Origin of the sequence: Streptosporangium sp. NPDC050284, assembly GCF_044459525.1 — a bacterium.
Taxonomy (GTDB): Bacteria; Actinomycetota; Actinomycetes; order Streptosporangiales; family Streptosporangiaceae; genus Streptosporangium.
In genome coordinates this window covers 45,848-62,839 of the sequence record NZ_JBITIZ010000007.1, presented here as the reverse complement: position 1 = coordinate 62,839, position 16,992 = coordinate 45,848, and the positions used below count along the sequence as shown (strand labels likewise).

Genomic DNA, 16,992 nt, shown 5'->3' with positions numbered 1-16,992 from the left:
CGCGTGACCGGGCCCCCGGTGAGGAGGCCCGGCCGGGCGGCGGGCGGGTCAGGCGTCGGCGCGCGGGAGGTTGATGGTGGCCACCAGCGTGCGGATCGCGCGCAGTGCCACCGAGAGGGTCGCGAGGTCGAAGTTGTCGCTCTCCCAGATCTCCGACAGGGTCTGCCGCGCCCGCGAGACCGCCGCCGAGTTCGCCTCGGTCCAGCGTGCCAGCCGCTCCTCCGGCGACAGTCCGGGGGTGCTGTGCGTCAGGACGCCGTGGGTGAGCGCGGCGTGCGCGGCGTAGAGGTCGTCACGGAGCGCGGCCCGCGCCATGGAGTTCCAGCGGCTGTCCCTGGGCAGCGCGACGACGCGCTCGCGCAGCCTGGAGAGCTGGAGCCGGTCGGCGAGGTCGAAGTAGACCTCGGCGACGTCGTGCACGGGACGGCCGGTGCGTGCGGCCACCTCGACCAGGTCGAACGTGGAGTAGGCGGGCACCATCGCCGCGACGCGCTCGGCCAGCTCGTCCGGGACGCCCCGGGAGACGAAGCCGTCGCGCCGCTCCTCGAACGCGGACAGGTCGACCCCGGTCAGCAGCTTGGGCAGGTGCGGCAGCAGACCGTTCATCCCCTTGGCGAAGAAGCCGACGGTGGAGGCGAGGTCGAGCGGCGGGCGCCGGTTGCCCAGTAGCCAGCGGGTGCCCCGCTCGACGAGCTTGCGGGCCTCCAGCTCCATCGCGATCTGGGTGGGGGTGTCGACCTTGTTGTCCAGCTCCTCGATCTGGCGCCAGAGGTTGGGCATGTCGAAGACCTCGCGCGTGACCAGGTAGGCGCGGGCGATGTCGGGGGTGGACGCGCCGCTCTCCTCGCCGATGCGGAACAGGAAGGTGGTCCCGCTGGAGTTGACCAGGTCGTTCACCACCCCGGTGGTGATGATCTCCCTGCGGAGCGGGTGGGTGTCCATGTAGGTGCGGATCCCGGCGTCGCGCAGCGCGGAGGGGAAGTAGGACACCAGCCAGGAGGCGAGGTAGGGGTCGTCGGGCAGGTCGGAGGCGAGGATCTCGGCGTCGGTCACCAGCTTGGTGTAGGCGAGCAGCACCGAGAACTCCGGCGCGGTCAGCCCGAGCCTGGCCTGACGCCGCTCGGCGAGCATCTTGTCCGACGGCAGGAACTCCAGCTCCCGGTTGAGCAGCCCGGCCCGCTCCAGCCTGCGCAGCTGGCGCGCGTGGACGTGCAGCATGTCGGGGGCCTGCGCGCGGGCGGCGGCCAGCACCACGTTCTGGTCGTAGTTGTCGCGCAGGACGAGCTCGGCCACCTCGTCGGTCATGTCGAGGAAGAGCTGGTTGCGCTGTTTGTCGGTGAGCTCCCCGTCGCGGACGGCCCGGTCCAGCAGGATCTTGATGTTGACCTCGTGGTCGGAGGTGTCCACCCCGGCGGAGTTGTCGATGAAGTCGGTGTTGACCAGGCCGCCGTTGAGCGCGAACTCTATCCGGGCGAGCTGGGTGAAGCCCAGGTTGCCGCCCTCGCCGATCACCTTGCAGCGCAGCTCGCCGGCGGTGACCCGCAGGCCGTCGTTGGCCTTGTCTCCGACGTCGGCGTTGGACTCGCTCGACGCCCTGACGTAGGTGCCGATACCGCCGTTCCACAGCAGGTCGACCGGGGCCCGCAGGATGGCGCTGATCAGGTCGCCCGGGGCGAGCGACGTCACGTCGGCGTCGATGCCGAGCGCGGCGCGCGTCTGCGCGGAGACGGGGATCGACTTGGCCGTACGGGGCCAGACGCCGCCTCCGGAGGAGATGAGCGAGGCGTCGTAGTCCTCCCAGGAGCTGCGGGGCAGCGCGAACAGCCGGGCGCGCTCGGCGTAGCTCACCGCGACGTCGGGCCGGGGGTCGACGAAGATGTGCCGGTGGTCGAACGCGGCGACCAGCCGGATGTGCCGGGAGAGCAGCATGCCGTTACCGAACACGTCACCGGACATGTCGCCGATTCCGGCGACGGTGAAGTCGGTGTTCTGGATGTCGACGCCGGTCGTGCGGAAGTGGTACTTGACCGACTCCCAGGCGCCCCTCGCGGTGATGCCCATCGCCTTGTGGTCGTAGCCGATCGAGCCGCCGGAGGCGAAAGCGTCGCCCAGCCAGAAGCCGTACTCCTTGGCCACGGCGTTGGCGATGTCGGAGAACGTCGCGGTGCCCTTGTCGGCGGCGACCACCAGGTAGGTGTCGTCGCCGTCGTGCCTGACGACGTCGGCGGGCGGGACCACATCGCCGTTGACGAGGTTGTCGGTGAGGTCGAGCAGGCCGGAGATGAACATCCGGTAGCAGGCGATGCCCTCGACCAGGGTGTCCTCCCGCGACCCCGACTTCGGCGGATTTTTCACGACGAAGCCACCCTTGGAGCCAGTGGGGACGATGACGGTGTTTTTCACCATCTGCGCCTTCACCAGCCCGAGCACCTCCGTACGGAAGTCCTCCATCCGGTCCGACCAGCGCAGCCCGCCCCGCGCGACCTTGCCGAAGCGCAGGTGCACGCCCTCGACCCTGGGCGAGTAGACGAACACCTCGTACGCGGGCCGGGGCAGCGGCAGCACGCTGATCGACGGCGAGTCGAGCTTCAGGCTGATGTACGGCTTGCGCTCGCCGTCGACCCGCTGGAAGTAGTTGGTCCGCAGGGTGGCCCCGATCATCTCCAGGTAGGCCCGCAGGATCCGGTCCTCGTCCAGCGAGACCACGTCGTCCAGGGCTGCGAGGATCTCCTCGTGCAGCGCGTCGGACAGGTCGGCGCGGACCTCGGCCGGGCGCCGGGGGTTCAGCCTCGCCTCGAACAGGCGCACCAGCAGCCGGGCGAGCCGCACGTTGCCCGTCAGCACCCGCTCGATGTACTCCTGGCTGAACGCGGTGCCCGCCTGGCGCAGATACCTGGCGTACACGCGCAGGATCTCGACCTGCTCCCAGGTCAGCCCGGCGACCAGGACGAGCCCGTTGAACCCGTCGTTCTCCACCCGCCCGGCCCATAACGCGCCGAACGCGTCCTGGAAGAGCCGCTTGAACTCATCCCTGTCGACCTCGGGCGAGGGCGTGTAGCGCAGGCCGAAGTCGTAGATCCAGGCGTCCTTGGTCGCCGGGTCCCCGTCGCGGTCGACCTCGTACGGCCGTTCGTCGACCACCTCCACGCCCATCCGCTGGAGCAGCGGCAGCACGTGCGACAGGTATACCGGCGCGCCGAGGCGGTAGAGCTTGAAGCGGCGCTCACCCTCCGTCGCGTCGTGCGGCTCGTAGAGGTTCATCTCGATCTCGCCCGAGGAGGCGGCGAGCTCCTCCAGGCGGCGCAGGTCGGCGACCGCCATCCGGGCGGGGAAGTCGGCCTTGTAGCCCTCGGGGAACGCCGGGACGTAGCGGCGGACGAGCTTGGGAACCTCGTCCTCGGGGCACAGCTCGGTGATCGCGGAGACCAGGTCGTCCTCCCAGGACCTGGTGGCCGCGGCGAGCCTCGCCTCCAGCTCCTCGACGTTCACCGTGTCGACGCGCAGCGGCCTGCCACGCTCACCGCGTACGACCACGTGCAGCCTGGCGAGTGCCGACTCTCCGATCATCGCGCTGTAGTCGAAGGTGCCTGCGCCGAGCGTCCTGAGCAGGATGTCCTGCAGCTTGATACGGATCTTGGTGGTGTAGCGGTCGCGCGGCAGGTAGACCAGGCACGAGACGTAGCGGCCGTAGTCGTCCGGACGCAGGAAGACCTTGACCTGTTTGCGCTCGCGGAGCCTGAGCACGCCGAGGGCGATCGGCAGCAGCTGCTCCACCGAGGTCTGGAAGAGCTCGTCCCTGGGGAAGGTCTCCAGGATCTCGATGAGATCCTTGCCGTCGTGGCTGTCGGCGGTCAGCCCGGCGAGCACGAGCACCTCGGCCAGCTTGCGCCGGAGCACCGGGACGCGCGAGATCGACTCGCTGTAGGCCACGTGGGTGAAGAGGCCGAGGAAACGCCGCTCGCCGACGACCTCGCCCGAGGCGTCGAAGAGCTTGACGCCCACGTAGTCGAGGTAGGCGGAGCGGTGGACGGTGGCGCGGCTGTTGGCCTTGGTGACGATCAGCATCTGCTGCTTCTCGCGGGCCTTGGCGCGCAGGTCGGGCGGGAGCGCGGCGAAGCTGCCCGAGTCGGCGCTGTCGCCGCGGAGGATGCCCAGCCCCGTCCCGGGAATCGGGTGCAGCCTGTCGCCCTCCTCGCCCACCTCCAGGCGGTACTCGCGGTAGCCGAGGAAGGTGAAGTGCCCGTCGGCGAGCCAGCGCAGCAACTCCAGGCTGTCCTCCACCCCCGCGGGGTCGAGGGGCGGCGGGTTGACGGAGACGTCCTCGGCGGTCCGCAGGGCGAGCGCCCGCATCTTGGCGAAGTCCTCGACGGCGCCGCGCACGTCCTCCAGGACACGCTGCAGGTCGGTCTCGATCGCCTTGAGCGCGGCCTCGTCGTTCTGCCTGTCGATCTCGAAGTGCATCCAGGACTCGGCGAGCACCTGCCCGGTGACGTCCTCCTCGTCGCGGCCGAGCAGCTTGCCCGTCATGTCCCTGCGCACGCGCATCTGCGGGTGGACGACCAGATGGATGCCGACGCCGTGCCGGTTGAGCTCCATGGTCACCGAGTCGACGAGGAAGGGCATGTCGTCGGTGACGATCTCCACGACGGAGAACCCGGGTGCCCAGCCGTGCTCCTCGGGAGCGGGGGTGTAGGCGCGCACCAGGGCGCGGCCCTGGGGGCGTTGCTCGGCGAGCCGCCGCTGAACCATCGCCGGGCCGTACACGTCGACCAGGTCGCGGCCGAGCAGGTCCTCGGGGGCGACATGCCGGTAGTAGAGCCGCAGGAAGGCGAGCGCCTCCTCCACGCTCACGTGATCACTGCCCGGTGTGCGCGCACACGTCTCCGCGGCACTCCTCAGCAGCTCGTCCTTGGCCTCGTCGAGCGGCATGTCGCTCTCACTCCTTTGTGAGGGGTTTTGCATAGTTGGGTGAGACTCCAGGATGGAATCTCATAGGTTCCGCGGAAATGGTGCCCGGCGGAGAGAAAGTGATGTCGCCCGCGCCCTCGGGGATGCGGTGCTCTCGCTGCCCTCGCCCTGCAGCCCGTTTCCGGCCACATTCAGCTCCCCGGGAGCGGGGGCACGAAACGCCCACCACGGGGTGATCGTCTCTTCACGGGTGATCGGGATCGCAGCCAGGCGCCACGACTCGTCATGGGAACCGCGGTCTCTCGCCGCTGCCAACGGGGAACGGAAGGGCTCCTGGTCGGAGACGGCGGGTTCTCCCCACGAGGTGGCGGTGGGGCAATCATTCCACAGGGTCGCCTCGGAAGGGCTACGGCGCAGCCGGGCGAGTCTGGCCTCGCCCCGGACGCCTCGCCCGGCGATCGGGGTCGACCGACCCGCGCTCCGCCCATCGGGCATGGCCCGCGGCACGACACCTCCAGTGGCCGTCTGTCCCGATCCTCGTTGACCGGGACGTACCACCGTTCCTGATATCACCCCAAAAGCAGCTAAACGTCAATGTGGCGTGCGGTCATCGTCCAGGGCATTGGAGCGGTCCCGCTTCACCGCATCGAGAAGTCCGGGAACCTCGCTGAGTTCCCGGAGCTCGACCTGGCACTCCTCGCAGGTCATGAGATGGCGTTGGAACGTCTCGTGATCCTCTTCGTCGAGCAGCCCGAGGGCGTACGCCGCCACGTCATGATGCGGGGAGGGCAACATCAGCTCGCGACACCTCTCTCCTTCAAGACTTTTCGGAGAGCCCGGATCCCGTAGTAGAGCCGGGACTTGACCGTACCCGGCGGTATCCCGAGGATTTCCGCCGCCTCGTTAATCGTACGGTCCCGTAGGTAAGTGTGCTCGATGACTTCGCGGTGTTCTGGGGACAGTTCTCGCAGCGCCTCGGCGACGACCATCGCCTCCAGCGCGCGATCGGCCCCGTCGGGAACGGGCACGGCGTTCGCGTCGGCGGGTTCGACCTCCTGTGGTCGGATGCCTCGTCTACGACGACCGTCGATGACGATACGACGGGCGACTGTCAGGAGCCAGGCCCACAGAAGGCCGGGCTCTCGTTGCAACCTTCCTGCGTTGCGCCAGGCACGGACGAGCGTCTCCTGGACGACGTCCTCTGCCCACTGCAGATCGTTACCGGTGGCCTTACGCACATGGCGGAGCAGGGGTACACCGAACTCTCGGTACAGATCTTCTACCAGGAGGACATCGGTGTCCGCGCTCTCGAACCGACTGTCGAGTTGACGCACGGGCACATCTTTACACCTTCGTTATCCGTCCCGTCTGCAACTCTGGCAACTCCAATCATTTCTAACTATCTCATCACTTCTGCTGAACCACCCCGGGCAGCGCCGCGTACCTCCCACCAAGTGCGCCCGCATCGGCGGGCCCCGGGGAAAGGAAACGACATGGCGGTGCGGCATATCCCGTGGCCGGTCGGAACTGTCCTCCTCCTCACGCACCCGGCCCCTCACGGGTCGGGCGGCACGTTCGTCACCGCGCCGGGCGCCGAGAAGGCCCCGATGGCGGCCAGTCTCTGAGAGCGGGGCCGGGCCATGTTCAGATCACTGTTCCGCCGCTTCAAGAACGGCGAACCCCTGCTGTTCGGGGTCTTCATCGCGATCGCCGCCGTGGCGGTCGTCCTGATCACCCCTCCCGGCGGCGGTGCACTGGCCGATCAAAGCTGGGTCCAAACCCCGCAGGGCCCCCTGGGCCCGGCCGATCGCGACCTGCTGGTCAAGGTCCGCCTGGCCGGACTCTGGGAGATTCCCAGCGGCCAGCAGGCCCAGCAGCGGGCGGCGAGCAAACGGGTGAAGGAGGTCGGCATGCACCTGATGACCGACCACCTCAAGCTCGACGAGGAGGTCCGCGCCCTCGCGGCCAAGCTGAACGTGCCGCTGCCCGACCAGGCCAACGCCGACCAGCAGTCCTGGATGGCGCAGCTGACGGCGGTGAAGGCCGGCGCCGAGTACGACCTCCTGTTCGCCCGGCTGCTGCGCCAAGCCCACGGAAAGGTCTTCGGGGTGGTCGCCGGCGTACGAGCCGGCACCCGCAACGACCTGGTCAGGACATTCGCCCAGCGAGCGGTCGAGGTGGTCATGAAGCACATGACCCTGCTGGAGAGCACGGGGCTGGTCGACTACTCGGACCTGCCCGAGCCTCCGATGCCCGCACCGCCGCCGCCCGTCTCCGCTCTCGACACACCTGTGAGGAGAGAAATCGCTTGAAAATCATGAAACGCTCGCTCGTCTCCCTGTCGGCGCTGGCACTGGCCACCAGCACGCTCACCACCGTCACGTTCACGGTGGCGGTCACGACCCCCGCCTACGGTGATCACTGCGACCCCGCCGAACAACAGAACCAGAACCAGCAGAACCAGCGAAGTCAGCAGGACCCGAACCGGCAGAACCGGAATCAGAGCCAACAGGATCAGGGCCAGAACCAGGACCAGCCCGCGCAGGACACTCCTCCGCAGGACCAGCCGGCCCAGGACCAACTCCCACAGGACGCTCCCCCCCAGGACCAGCCCGCCCAGAACCAGCCGGATCAAGACCAACCGGCTCAGAACCAGCCGGCTCAGGATCAGCTCCCTCAGGACCGGCCCGCCGACGCGCCTCCCGCGGGCGGAAAACTCATCCAGGCCTCTCCCACCGAACCCGCCACCCCCGACGAGTTCGCCGACCAGGAGGCACAGACCCTGGGCGGCAACGGTAACGACTCCAACGCCCGCCGCCGGCCGAACCAGGCGCCCTCGCAGAACCCCGACCAGCCCCCCGCCGACACTCCGCCGACCGACGCCCCGCCCGCCGACCCGCCCGCGAACCCGGCTCCCGGTGAGACCTCCGCTCCCCCGCCCGGCGGCGAGGAGGCCGAGTGCGCCGACCTCGGGCCGTTCCCCGAGGACTTCATCGACATCCGGCGAGTCCCGCGCAACTTCCAGGACGTCCGGACCCGGCGCGGCGGCTCCGGCGGCGTCTTCACCTCCCGGTGCGGCACGAACAGGAACGGTCACCACAACTCCGACAACTTCATCGTGGCCCCCGGCGTGTCCAACGGCGCCCACCACATCCACGACTACGTCGGCAACCTGTCGACCGACGCCTTCTCCACGGACCAGTCACTGGCCGCCGCGGGCACCACGTGCGCGTTCAACGACCGCTCGACCTACTTCTGGCCGGTCCTTCGCGACCGTACGAGCGACGCCAACGCAGGCGACCCGGACGGCAACGTCGGCACCATCATGCGGGCCCGCCAGGTGAACCTGCAGTTCCGCGGGAACCCGGTCTCCAGGGTGAGCCCGATGCCGCGCTTCATCAGGATGCTCACCGGCGACGCCAAGGCCGCCACCAACGGCGGCGCGAACGCCCTCGCCAAGTGGACCTGCACCGGGTTCACCAACCGGATCACCACCAAGTACCCGCTCTGCCCGCGCGGCAGCCTGCTCGTCCGGATCCTGGACTTCCCCAGCTGCTGGGACGGCCAGAACAACGACAGCGCGAACCACCGCACGCACGTGGTGTTCCCCGACGCGAACGGCGCCTGCCCGTCCGGCACCAGGGCGATCCCGCAGCTACGGATGAGCTTGTTCTACGCCACACCGCGTACCGCGTCCTTCGCGCTGGACGCCTTCCCCGAGCAACGGCACAACCCCGTCACCGACCACGCCGACTTCGCCAACGTGATGCCCGACCGGCTCATGAGGTTCGCGGTCGACTGCATCAACAGGAACCGTCGCTGCTGACGGAATCCCTCCCGGGACCGCCGCTCCCCGTCTCCGCGCCTCTTCCACACCCCGCGGAGACGGGGGGCGGCATCTCGCGATATCAGAGTCCATCCCCCTCGAACGCAGACGTCGTTCGAGCCGCTTCGCAGACAGGAGCAACAGGTGGGTAACAGACGGACTCCGAGGCACACCCGGTCCGAGGCCGGGATCAGCCTCGACCAGAGGCCCGCCAGGATCGGCCTCGGTGTCACGATCACGGTCTCCGTGGTCGGCCTCCTGATGCTCGGGCGTACGGCGCCCGGCATGGAGGTGGCCGCCGCCGTCCGCGGCGTCTTCTCGTTCTTCTCCGGCGTGATCGCCCTCGTCTCGCTCACCGTGACCGTGGCGTTCGGCCTGCTCTCCGCCGACCGGATCGTGCTGCCCGTCCTGGGCAGGATCCGGTCGCAGTTCGCCCACCGGGCCACCGCCATGGTCGGCATGGGCTTCCTCGCCATCCACGTCACGATGAAGATCATCGAAAGCAGGACGTCTCTCCCCTCCGTCGTGATCCCGCTCTCGGCGAGCGGCCAGGGCCTGTACGTCGGCTTCGGCGCCATCGCCTCCGACCTGATGATCCTCGTCTTCCTCACCGGGGTCGCCCGTGCCAGGTTCGCGGAGAACAGCAGGCCGTGGCTCTGGCGCATGCTGCACGGCTCCGCCTACCTGGCGTGGCCGATGGCGGTCCTGCACGGGCTGACCGCGGGCCGCGCACCCGCCGAGTGGGTGACCTGGAGCTACGTGGTCTGCCTGGTCGCGGTGGGAGCCGCCCTGCTGATCCGGGTGATCTCCGAACTGCAGCCCAAGCCGATCTTCGTGCCCGAGGAGGCGCCGGTGGCGGTGCCCGTCGCCGCGGAGACGACCTCGCCCACGAGCCTGACCCCGCCCACGAGCATCGTCGGCCGCATCCCGCGCATCGTCCGTGAGGAGCAGCCGGAGCTTCGCCGTATCGGAGGTGTCGGATGATTCCCTACCGTGTCCCCCCGGTGCGCCGGCTGGGGCCGGCCAGGCTGACCGCCGGGCTCGACGACCGCCGCAGGATGGACCTCGCGGAACACCGCGACATGCACGGCACCGCGCCGACCATGTCCGGTGAGGAGCTCGCGGCGCTCGCCGACGAGGTGGACATGCGCGGGCGGGGCGGGGCCGCGTTCCCCTTCGCCCGCAAGGTCCGCGCGGTGATGGACAAGAAGGCCGACAAGATCGTCCTGGTCAACGCGGCCGAGGGCGAGCCCGCGAGCAGCAAGGACACCATGCTTCTCACCAGGACTCCCCACCTGGTCATCGAGGGCGCCCTCCTCGCCGCGGACGCGATCGGCGCCAAGCAGGTCGTGATCGCGACCGTCGAGGGCGGCATGGGCCAGTCGTCCGTGGCCGCCGCGGTCGAGGAACGGGGCATCGCCGACCGGGTCCGGGTGGTCGGCATCGTCGAGAGGTTCATCTCCGGCGAGGGCGGCGCCCTGGTCCGTTCGGTGAACGGCCAGGTCGGGGAGCCGCCCGGCCGCAAGGTGCGGGCCGTGGAGAGCGGCGTGAACGGGCTGCCCACCCTGCTGTCCAACGCCGAGACGTACGCCCAGCTCGCGGTCCTCGCCACCCTGGGAGCGGAACGGTACGCCGACGTCGGCACGGCACGCGAGCCGGGGACGGTCCTGCTCACCGTGGGCGGCTCGGCCAAGGCCCCCGCCGTGGTCGAGGTCGCGACCGGCACCCCGCTGTACGCGGTCCTGGACGCCTGCCAGGCCTCGACCGGCGACGGGGTGCTGGTCGGCGGCTACCACGGCGCGTGGCTGCACGCGGACGCCGCGGCCGTGGCGACCGTCTCCCGTCAGGGCATCGCGGAGGCGGGCGGCCAGCTCGGAGCCGGGATCATCGTGCCGCTCGGCGGGGAGACCTGCCCGCTGGGCGAGACGGTCAGGGTCGCGAGATACCTCGCCGCCCAGTCGTCGGGGCAGTGCGGCCCCTGCCGCCTCGGGCTCCCGGACGTCGCGCAGTCGATGGCCGAGCTCGTGAACGGGTCCGCCTCCGCCCTGGACGAGTTGCGAAGCAGGTCCGCGAGCGTGAAGGGCAGGGGAGCGTGCTTCCACCCCGACGGAACGTCCAGGTTCGTGCTGTCGGCGCTCGACGCCTTCCCCGAGGACATCGAGGAGCACCTGCTGCGCGGCGGCTGCGGGCGCCCGGTGCTCGGCGTGCTCCCCCTGCCCCCGCAGGAGAACGAGCCGGAGGTGAAGCTCACCGTGGACTGGACCCGCTGCCAGGGCCACAGCCTGTGCGCGCAACTCGCCCCCGACCTCGTCCACCTCGACGAGCACGGCTACCCGGTGTTCAGTCGCGACACCGTACCCGCCCAGTTCCGGCGGATGGCCCGCAGGGCCGTCGAGATGTGCCCGGCCCTCGCGCTGCGCGTGGTGCAGAGGACGTGATGCGAACGTGATCAACCTGAAGGGCGGTGTGGCCGTCCTATCAGGCAGGTGACACCGAATCTCGGGAGTAAGAACATGCCGACCCCCCCGGACAGGCGGGCATTCCTTCGAACCGGCGGCCTCGCCGCCCTCACGCTGGGCGCTCAGGGCGTATCCCCCCTGGGCGCCGTCGGCATGAACGGCGCCCAGGCCGACACCACCGCCAGGGGCGCCGCGGGCGCGCCACGGCCCGCCGACTGGCGAGCGCTCGCCGACGGACTGGACGGCAAGCTCATCCGGCCCGGCGACGCCGCGTACTCCGGCGCCAGGAAGCTGTTCAACCCCACTTTCGACGTGATCCGGCCCGCGGGGGTGGCCCTCTGCGCCAACCCCTCCGACGTCGCCGAGTGCGTCGGCTTCGCGCGCCGGTTGAAACTGCCGCTCGCCGTACGCTCCGGCGGGCACTCCTACGCGGGCTGGTCCACCGGGAACGGTCTCGTCCTCGACGTGTCCCGGATGAACAAGGTCGCCCACTCCTCGGGGCGCGCGACCGTCGGGGCGGGCGCCAAGCTGATCGACATCTACGACAAGCTGGCCGCGAGCGGGGTCAGCATCCCCGCAGGGACCTGCGCGACGGTCGGGGTGAGCGGGCTGACCCTGGGCGGCGGCATCGGCGTGGTCTCCAGGAAGTACGGGCTGACCTGCGACGTGATGGAGTCGGTCCAGATCGTCACGGCCGACGGACGGCTGCTGACCTGCGACGCGAACCACAACGCCGACCTGTACTGGGCCTCACGGGGCGGCGGCGGGGGCAACCTCGGCGTGGCGGTCTCCTTCGAGTTCCGCACCCACCCCACCCGCGAGGTCACGGTGTTCTTCCTGCACTGGCCGTGGTCGAAGGCGGTGAAGGCCCTGCGCGCCTGGCAGGCGTGGGCTCCCTCGGCTCCCGACGCCATGTGGTCGGGGATGCACCTGAGCCGCAACGGCGGGACGGACGTGGAGGTCGTCGGGCTCTACCTCGGCGGCAAGGCCGGCTGCGAACGGCTGCTCGACCGGCTCGCCGACGCGGCCGGGTCGCCGTCGTCGAGTTCCGTCACCCAGACCTCCTACCGCCAGGCCATGCTCATCATGGCGGGCTGCGCCTCACGTTCGGTCGCCGAGTGCCGTCTGCCCGCGACCCTGCCCGGACAGGCCCGGGGCGGGCGGCTGTCCAGGGGCAACTTCACCGCCAAGTCACACATGGCCTACCGTCCGCTCTCCGAGGCCGGGGCCAAGGCCCTCGTCGCCCAGGTGGCCCGCCCCGGCGAGCACACCGTGCTGCTGGACGCCCTCGGTGGCGCCGTCGCCAGGGTCCGCCCCGACGCCACGGCCTTCCCGCACCGGACCGCCCTCTACAGCGTGCAGTACTACGCCCACCGCCTCGGAGCGAAGGCCTGGACCAGGACCGCGCGCACGGCGATGCGGCCCCACTTCGGCGACCACGCGTACGTCAACTACGTCGACCCTGAGCTCGGCGGCTGGCGCGCCGCCTACTACGGGGGCAACGCCACCAGGCTCGCCCAGGTCAAGGCCGTCCGTGACCCGGGCCGCCTGTTCCGCCTTCCCCAGGGGATCTGACCTCCGAAGACCGCGTGACACCGCTCCCGTGGGGCGGCCGCCGTCGTACGACGCCGCTCCCCCGGAGGCCGGAGCGGCGTGACACCGCTTCCGAGGGGCGGCCGGTGCCATGTGACACCGCTCCCCGGGAGGTCGGTACCCTGTGGCACCGATCCCTGAACGGTCGACGCCGCGTGGCTCCGGGGCGGTCGGCGCCGCGTGCCTGTGATTCCTGGGAGGTCAGTGCCGGGTGACGTCGGCTCCCGGTACGAAGTAGGACAGGACCTCGGGGTTGGCCATCGCGTCGAGGTTGGCGGCCATCGTAGGGGCGGCGCCGAGGAGGATCTTGCGGACGGGGACCTCCAGCTTCTTGCCGCTGAGGGTGCGGGGGATACCGGGAACCTCGATGATCTCGTTCGGTACGTGTCGCGGCGAGAGGCCTTCCCTCAGCTCCCTGCGCAGGCGCCCGACCAGATCGTCGTCCAGGTGCGACCCCTCGGCCATGGTGACGTACAGCAGCAGGCGACCCTCCTGACCGAGCTGGCCGGTGTCGATCACCAGGCTGTCGGTGATCTCCTCGAAGCGCTCCACCACGCGGTAGAACTCGCTGGTGCCCATCCGGACACCGCCCCGGTTCAGGGTCGAGTCGGAGCGGCCGTAGATCACGCAGCCACCGTCGGGAAGGATCTTGATCCAGTCGCCGTGCCGCCAGACGCCCGGATACTCGGAGAAGTAGCTGTCGCGGTAGCGGGACCCGTCGGGGTCGTTCCAGAACATCACCGGCATCGAGGGCATCGGCAGGGTCAGCACCAGCTCGCCCACCTCGCCGACCACCGAGGCACCCGACGGGTCGAAGGACTCGACCCTCGCCCCCAGGCACCGGCACGGGATCACCCCCGCACGGACCGGGAGCAGCGGTACGGCGCCCACGAAACCGGTGCACACGTCGGTGCCGCCGGAGAACGAGCCGAGCTGGACCTCCGGCATCACGTCGTACACCCAGGCGAACCCCTCGGGCGGCAGCGGCGAGCCGGTGGAGCCGAGGCCACGCAGCCGGTCGAGACCTGACGGCTCCAGACCGGCCTTCATGGACGCGATCACGTACGGAGCCCCCGTACCGAAGTAGGTGACCCCTTCCTCCGCGGCGAGCCGCCAGAGCGCGCCGGTCTCCGGGTAGGTCGCCGCCCCGTCGTAGAGCACCACCGCCGAACCGACCAGCAGGCCGCCGACGAGGTAGTTCCACATCATCCAGCCGGTCGTGGTGTACCAGAAGAAGACGTCGCCCTCGCCCAGGTCCTGGTGGAAGGAGAGCGCCTTGAGGTGCTCAAGCACCACACCGCCGTGACCGTGCACGATCGGCTTGGGCAACCCGGTGGTACCCGAGGAGTAGACGATCCAGAGCGGGTGCCCGAACGGCACCGGCTCGAAGTCGAGCGGTCCCGCGACGGCGCGTACCTCCGCCCAGCTCACCGTACGGACGCCGTCACCGGTCACGGCCGCGTCCTGCGCCGTACCGGAGGTGTCGGCGCCGAGCGCGTCCTGGGCCGGGACACGCACCCGCGCCACCAGGGTCGGCAGCTTGGCGGCGATGTCCTGGACGACCGCGCTCCGGTCGAAGCGCCTGCCGTTGTAGTCGTAGCCGTCGACCGCGACGAGCACCTTCGGCTCGATCTGGGTGAAACGGTCGATCACGCTGGGCGCGCCGAAGTCGGGCGAGCAGGAGGACCAGACGGCGCCCAGGGAGACGGTCGCGAGGAAGGCGATCAGCGCCTCGGGGACGTTCGGCAGGTAGGCCGCCACCCGGTCACCGCGCCCGACACCCAGCGCGGCGAGCCCCGTGCGGACCCGCGCCACCTCCTCGGCGAGTTCTCCCAGGGTGAGCGCCCGGCGCCCGCCCGCCTCGTCGCGGGAGACCACCGCGAGCCGCCCTGGGTCGGACGCGGCCCCGCGCAGCGCGTTCGCCGCGTAGTTCAGCGTCGACCCGGCGAACCACTCGGTGCCGGGCATCCCCCCCGACATGACGGGCCCGTCGCCGCGTTCCCCCACCACCCCGAAGTAGTCCCAGATCGACGTCCAGAACTCCTCAGGCGCGTCGACCGACCACCGCCACAGGGACTCGTAGTCACCGGACCGGCCCAGCCATTCCGCGTAGCGGGTGACCTTGGCGTTTCTCACGATCTCCGGGGACGGCTCCCAGAGCGGCGCACCTTCCTCAACCATGACTCCATCCTCTCGGTGCCCCACCCGAATGTCATCCCCCGGGGCCACACACCCTCCGGACCTCCAGTGTGGGGCGCCCACGTACGGACCTCTCGAAGGGAACGAGCGGCATCGGGCCGGGGACATGGATCGCCGTCGGACATGTGGGGCCGATCGGCGACGACGGACAGCGACGGACAGCGACGGACTCCGCGTGACTCGCCCTCGTACGGCCGTTGGTCGCCGCCGGGGCCGGAGGTCAGCGGTCCGCGGGGAAGTGGCCGGCACGCCGGGCCGGAGAGGTGAGACCGGCGACGGCGGCGACGACCTCGGAGGGGTTGGAGAGGTCGGGCAGCACCACGTCGGCTCCCGCCTCGTGCAGTTCGGCGGGGAGGGAACGCCCCGAGGCGACCCCGATCATCGCGGCCCCGGCGATCCTGGCTGCCTGGACATCCCTGGCCGAGTCGCCGACCAGCACCGTGTTCCGCCCGTCGAAGGTCGCCCCGTACTTCCGCTTGGCGCGTCCCTGCGCGACCTGCAGGAGGGTCGCCTTGGGGTAGACCTCCTCGCCGTAACCGCCGATCTCGAAGTCGATGTGCCTGTCGAGGCCGAACGCGGTCAGCTTGTGCACCGCGTTGCTCTTGATCGTGCCGGTGAGCACCGACTGGACCACGCCGTCGAGCCTCGCCACGGCCTTCAGGGCGTCGCGGGCGCCGGACATCATCCGGCCCTCCTTGGCCAGGCGCCTGCGCCGGGCTCCGAAGGATTCGGCGAGCGCGTCGAGGAACCTGGGGAGATGGTCGTCTTCGGCGACGATCCCGTTGATGGCGAGCATCTCGAACACGATCTCCGAGTCGGGACGCCCGTTGGCCTGGGTCAGTTTGACCAGGGGCCTTCCGGTGACGGCGCGGAACGCCTCCGCGTATGCCTCACGGGTGACGATCGACACGTCGACCAGCGTGAGGTCGATGTTCCAGAGAACGAGGCGGTTGATCGGGGGCCTCCCGGAATGGGGGTGGATGCCCAGGGTAAGGCCCCGGGGGTACGGTGACCGCCTTCGATACCGAAAGGATCCGTTCGCCGGTTCTCGTGAGGTCGTGTCAGTGTCCTCAGCGCCCTCGGTGCCCTCAGGCGTGGTCGAGTGCGTTTTCCAGGGTGTCGACGACCGGGACGCCGAAGGCCATCAGATCGGTCCGGCTGGTCATGCCACCGGTGTAGAGGACCGCGCGCGCCCCGACGTGCTGAGCGGCGTGCGCGTCGTCCAGGCTGTCGCCGATGACGAGGACATCGGCCGGGTCGACGCCGAGGGCGGCGAGATGGGCCACCATGGATTCGGCCTTGTGGCCGCCGGGGACACCGCGCAGGCCGTCGATCCGGGTGAAGTGGTGGTCGATCTCGAACTCCGCGATCTTGGGAACCAGCCGTTCGTGCGCCCACATGGACAGCAGAGACTGCTTGCCCCCCGCGCGTTCCCAGCTCCGCAGGGTGGAGAGGGCGTCGGCGGCGAGCCCGCACTCCAGCATCAGCCGGTGGTAGTTCTCGTGGAAGTTGAGGTCGAGCCTCTCCCACTCGCCGTCCTCAAGGGCACGGCCGAGCATGCGCTCGTAGGCGGTCCAGATCGGGCGCGTGTAGACCGCGCGGAAACTGTCGGCATCGTAGGAACGCCCGTAGGGCTCGAACACCGCGTTCGTCGCACCGACGACGGCGTCGATGTCGTGAAACAGCGTGCCGTTCCAATCCCAAACAATGTGTCTCATATTGCCCTCCAGAATAGCGAAATTTCCCGCCGGATCGGCGCCGCGACAGGGAAGCCGGCCCGCTCGACGGCCCCTCGGAGGTGCTCACGACAGGGGAATCTCCCTCGGGCCCCGGGGCCCGAGGGAGAGGACGCGAGACTCCGGAAGCCGCGCCCCGGACGCCACGCTTCAGACGCCGCACCCGGGCTCCGCACCCTGGAATCTGCGCTTCGGACGCCGCGCTTCGGACACCGCACCCCGGACACCGCACGCACCCCGGGCTCCGGGCTTCGGGCTCCGGGCTCCGGGC

11 protein-coding genes are annotated in these 16,992 nt (G+C 70.1%); 5 read left to right on the top strand and 6 right to left on the bottom strand.

The window, feature by feature from the left end:
- Positions 1–48: 48 nt before the first annotated feature.
- The 3 genes from ACIBH4_RS17840 to ACIBH4_RS17830 all read right to left on the bottom strand — a co-directional run bounded on the left by ACIBH4_RS17840 (position 49) and on the right by ACIBH4_RS17830 (position 6,242).
- Positions 49–4,929, bottom strand: coding sequence for an NAD-glutamate dehydrogenase (locus ACIBH4_RS17840; protein ID WP_362504075.1), 4,881 nt, complete (start codon positions 4,927–4,929; stop codon positions 49–51).
- Positions 4,930–5,499: 570 nt separating this feature from the next.
- Positions 5,500–5,703 carry a zf-HC2 domain-containing protein gene (locus ACIBH4_RS17835; protein WP_362765797.1) on the bottom strand — a complete coding sequence of 68 codons (204 nt, stop codon included), beginning with the start codon at positions 5,701–5,703 and terminating at the stop codon, positions 5,500–5,502.
- The gene (locus ACIBH4_RS17830; RefSeq protein WP_362504071.1) at positions 5,703–6,242 is read right to left on the bottom strand and encodes a sigma-70 family RNA polymerase sigma factor; all 540 of its coding nucleotides are present in this window, start codon (positions 6,240–6,242) and stop codon (positions 5,703–5,705) included. Before ACIBH4_RS17830 ends, ACIBH4_RS17835 begins: the two co-directional genes overlap by 1 nt.
- Before the next feature lie 306 nt (positions 6,243–6,548).
- On the opposite strand from ACIBH4_RS17830, the gene ACIBH4_RS17825 reads away from it, so the two are divergent.
- The 5 genes from ACIBH4_RS17825 to ACIBH4_RS17805 all read left to right on the top strand — a co-directional run bounded on the left by ACIBH4_RS17825 (position 6,549) and on the right by ACIBH4_RS17805 (position 12,768).
- Positions 6,549–7,220 carry a DUF4142 domain-containing protein gene (locus tag ACIBH4_RS17825; RefSeq protein ID WP_362504068.1) on the top strand — a complete coding sequence of 224 codons (672 nt, stop codon included), beginning with the start codon at positions 6,549–6,551 and terminating at the stop codon, positions 7,218–7,220.
- A gap of 5 nt (positions 7,221–7,225) precedes the next feature.
- Complete coding sequence (locus ACIBH4_RS17820) at positions 7,226–8,734, top strand: DUF1996 domain-containing protein (protein ID WP_362765911.1); 1,509 nt, start codon at positions 7,226–7,228, stop codon at positions 8,732–8,734.
- A 144-nt stretch (positions 8,735–8,878) separates the two neighbouring features.
- Entirely contained in the window at positions 8,879–9,718 is an 840-nt protein-coding gene (locus tag ACIBH4_RS17815; protein WP_362504065.1) for a hypothetical protein, read from the top strand.
- A complete protein-coding gene (locus ACIBH4_RS17810) occupies positions 9,715–11,172 on the top strand; it encodes an NADH-ubiquinone oxidoreductase-F iron-sulfur binding region domain-containing protein (RefSeq protein ID WP_362765794.1) in 1,458 nt (485 codons plus the stop codon). The genes ACIBH4_RS17815 and ACIBH4_RS17810 overlap by 4 nt, the downstream gene beginning before the upstream one ends.
- 75 nt (positions 11,173–11,247) lie before the next feature.
- The gene (locus tag ACIBH4_RS17805) at positions 11,248–12,768 is read left to right on the top strand and encodes an FAD-binding oxidoreductase (protein ID WP_362765791.1); all 1,521 of its coding nucleotides are present in this window, start codon (positions 11,248–11,250) and stop codon (positions 12,766–12,768) included.
- 219 nt (positions 12,769–12,987) lie between these two features.
- Here the strand turns inward: ACIBH4_RS17805 and ACIBH4_RS17800 are convergent, their stop codons facing one another.
- The 3 genes from ACIBH4_RS17800 to ACIBH4_RS17790 form a co-directional block, all read right to left on the bottom strand.
- Positions 12,988–14,967, bottom strand: a complete 1,980-nt coding sequence (locus ACIBH4_RS17800; protein WP_362504056.1) for an acetoacetate--CoA ligase — start codon at positions 14,965–14,967, stop codon at positions 12,988–12,990.
- Positions 14,968–15,205: 238 nt separating this feature from the next.
- Positions 15,206–15,940, bottom strand: coding sequence for a haloacid dehalogenase-like hydrolase (locus tag ACIBH4_RS17795; protein WP_362505090.1), 735 nt, complete (start codon positions 15,938–15,940; stop codon positions 15,206–15,208).
- A gap of 133 nt (positions 15,941–16,073) precedes the next feature.
- On the bottom strand, positions 16,074–16,703 hold the full coding sequence (locus ACIBH4_RS17790) for an HAD hydrolase-like protein (protein WP_362504053.1): 630 nt from the start codon (positions 16,701–16,703) through the stop codon (positions 16,074–16,076).
- Positions 16,704–16,992 lie beyond the last annotated feature (289 nt).

Bases quoted from the DNA above. Each gene is read 5' to 3' on its own strand.
- ACIBH4_RS17810 (WP_362765794.1), top strand. From the start codon at position 9,715: ATGATTCCCTACCGTGTCCCCCCGGTGCGCCGGCTGGGGCCGGCCAGG.
- ACIBH4_RS17805 (WP_362765791.1), top strand. From the start codon at position 11,248: ATGCCGACCCCCCCGGACAGGCGGGCATTCCTTCGAACCGGCGGCCTC.
- ACIBH4_RS17840 (WP_362504075.1), bottom strand. From the start codon at position 4,929: ATGCCGCTCGACGAGGCCAAGGACGAGCTGCTGAGGAGTGCCGCGGAG.
- ACIBH4_RS17790 (WP_362504053.1), bottom strand. From the start codon at position 16,703: ATGAGACACATTGTTTGGGATTGGAACGGCACGCTGTTTCACGACATC.
- ACIBH4_RS17820 (WP_362765911.1), top strand. From the start codon at position 7,226: ATGAAACGCTCGCTCGTCTCCCTGTCGGCGCTGGCACTGGCCACCAGC.
- ACIBH4_RS17835 (WP_362765797.1), bottom strand. From the start codon at position 5,703: ATGTTGCCCTCCCCGCATCATGACGTGGCGGCGTACGCCCTCGGGCTG.
- ACIBH4_RS17825 (WP_362504068.1), top strand. From the start codon at position 6,549: ATGTTCAGATCACTGTTCCGCCGCTTCAAGAACGGCGAACCCCTGCTG.
- ACIBH4_RS17800 (WP_362504056.1), bottom strand. From the start codon at position 14,967: ATGGTTGAGGAAGGTGCGCCGCTCTGGGAGCCGTCCCCGGAGATCGTG.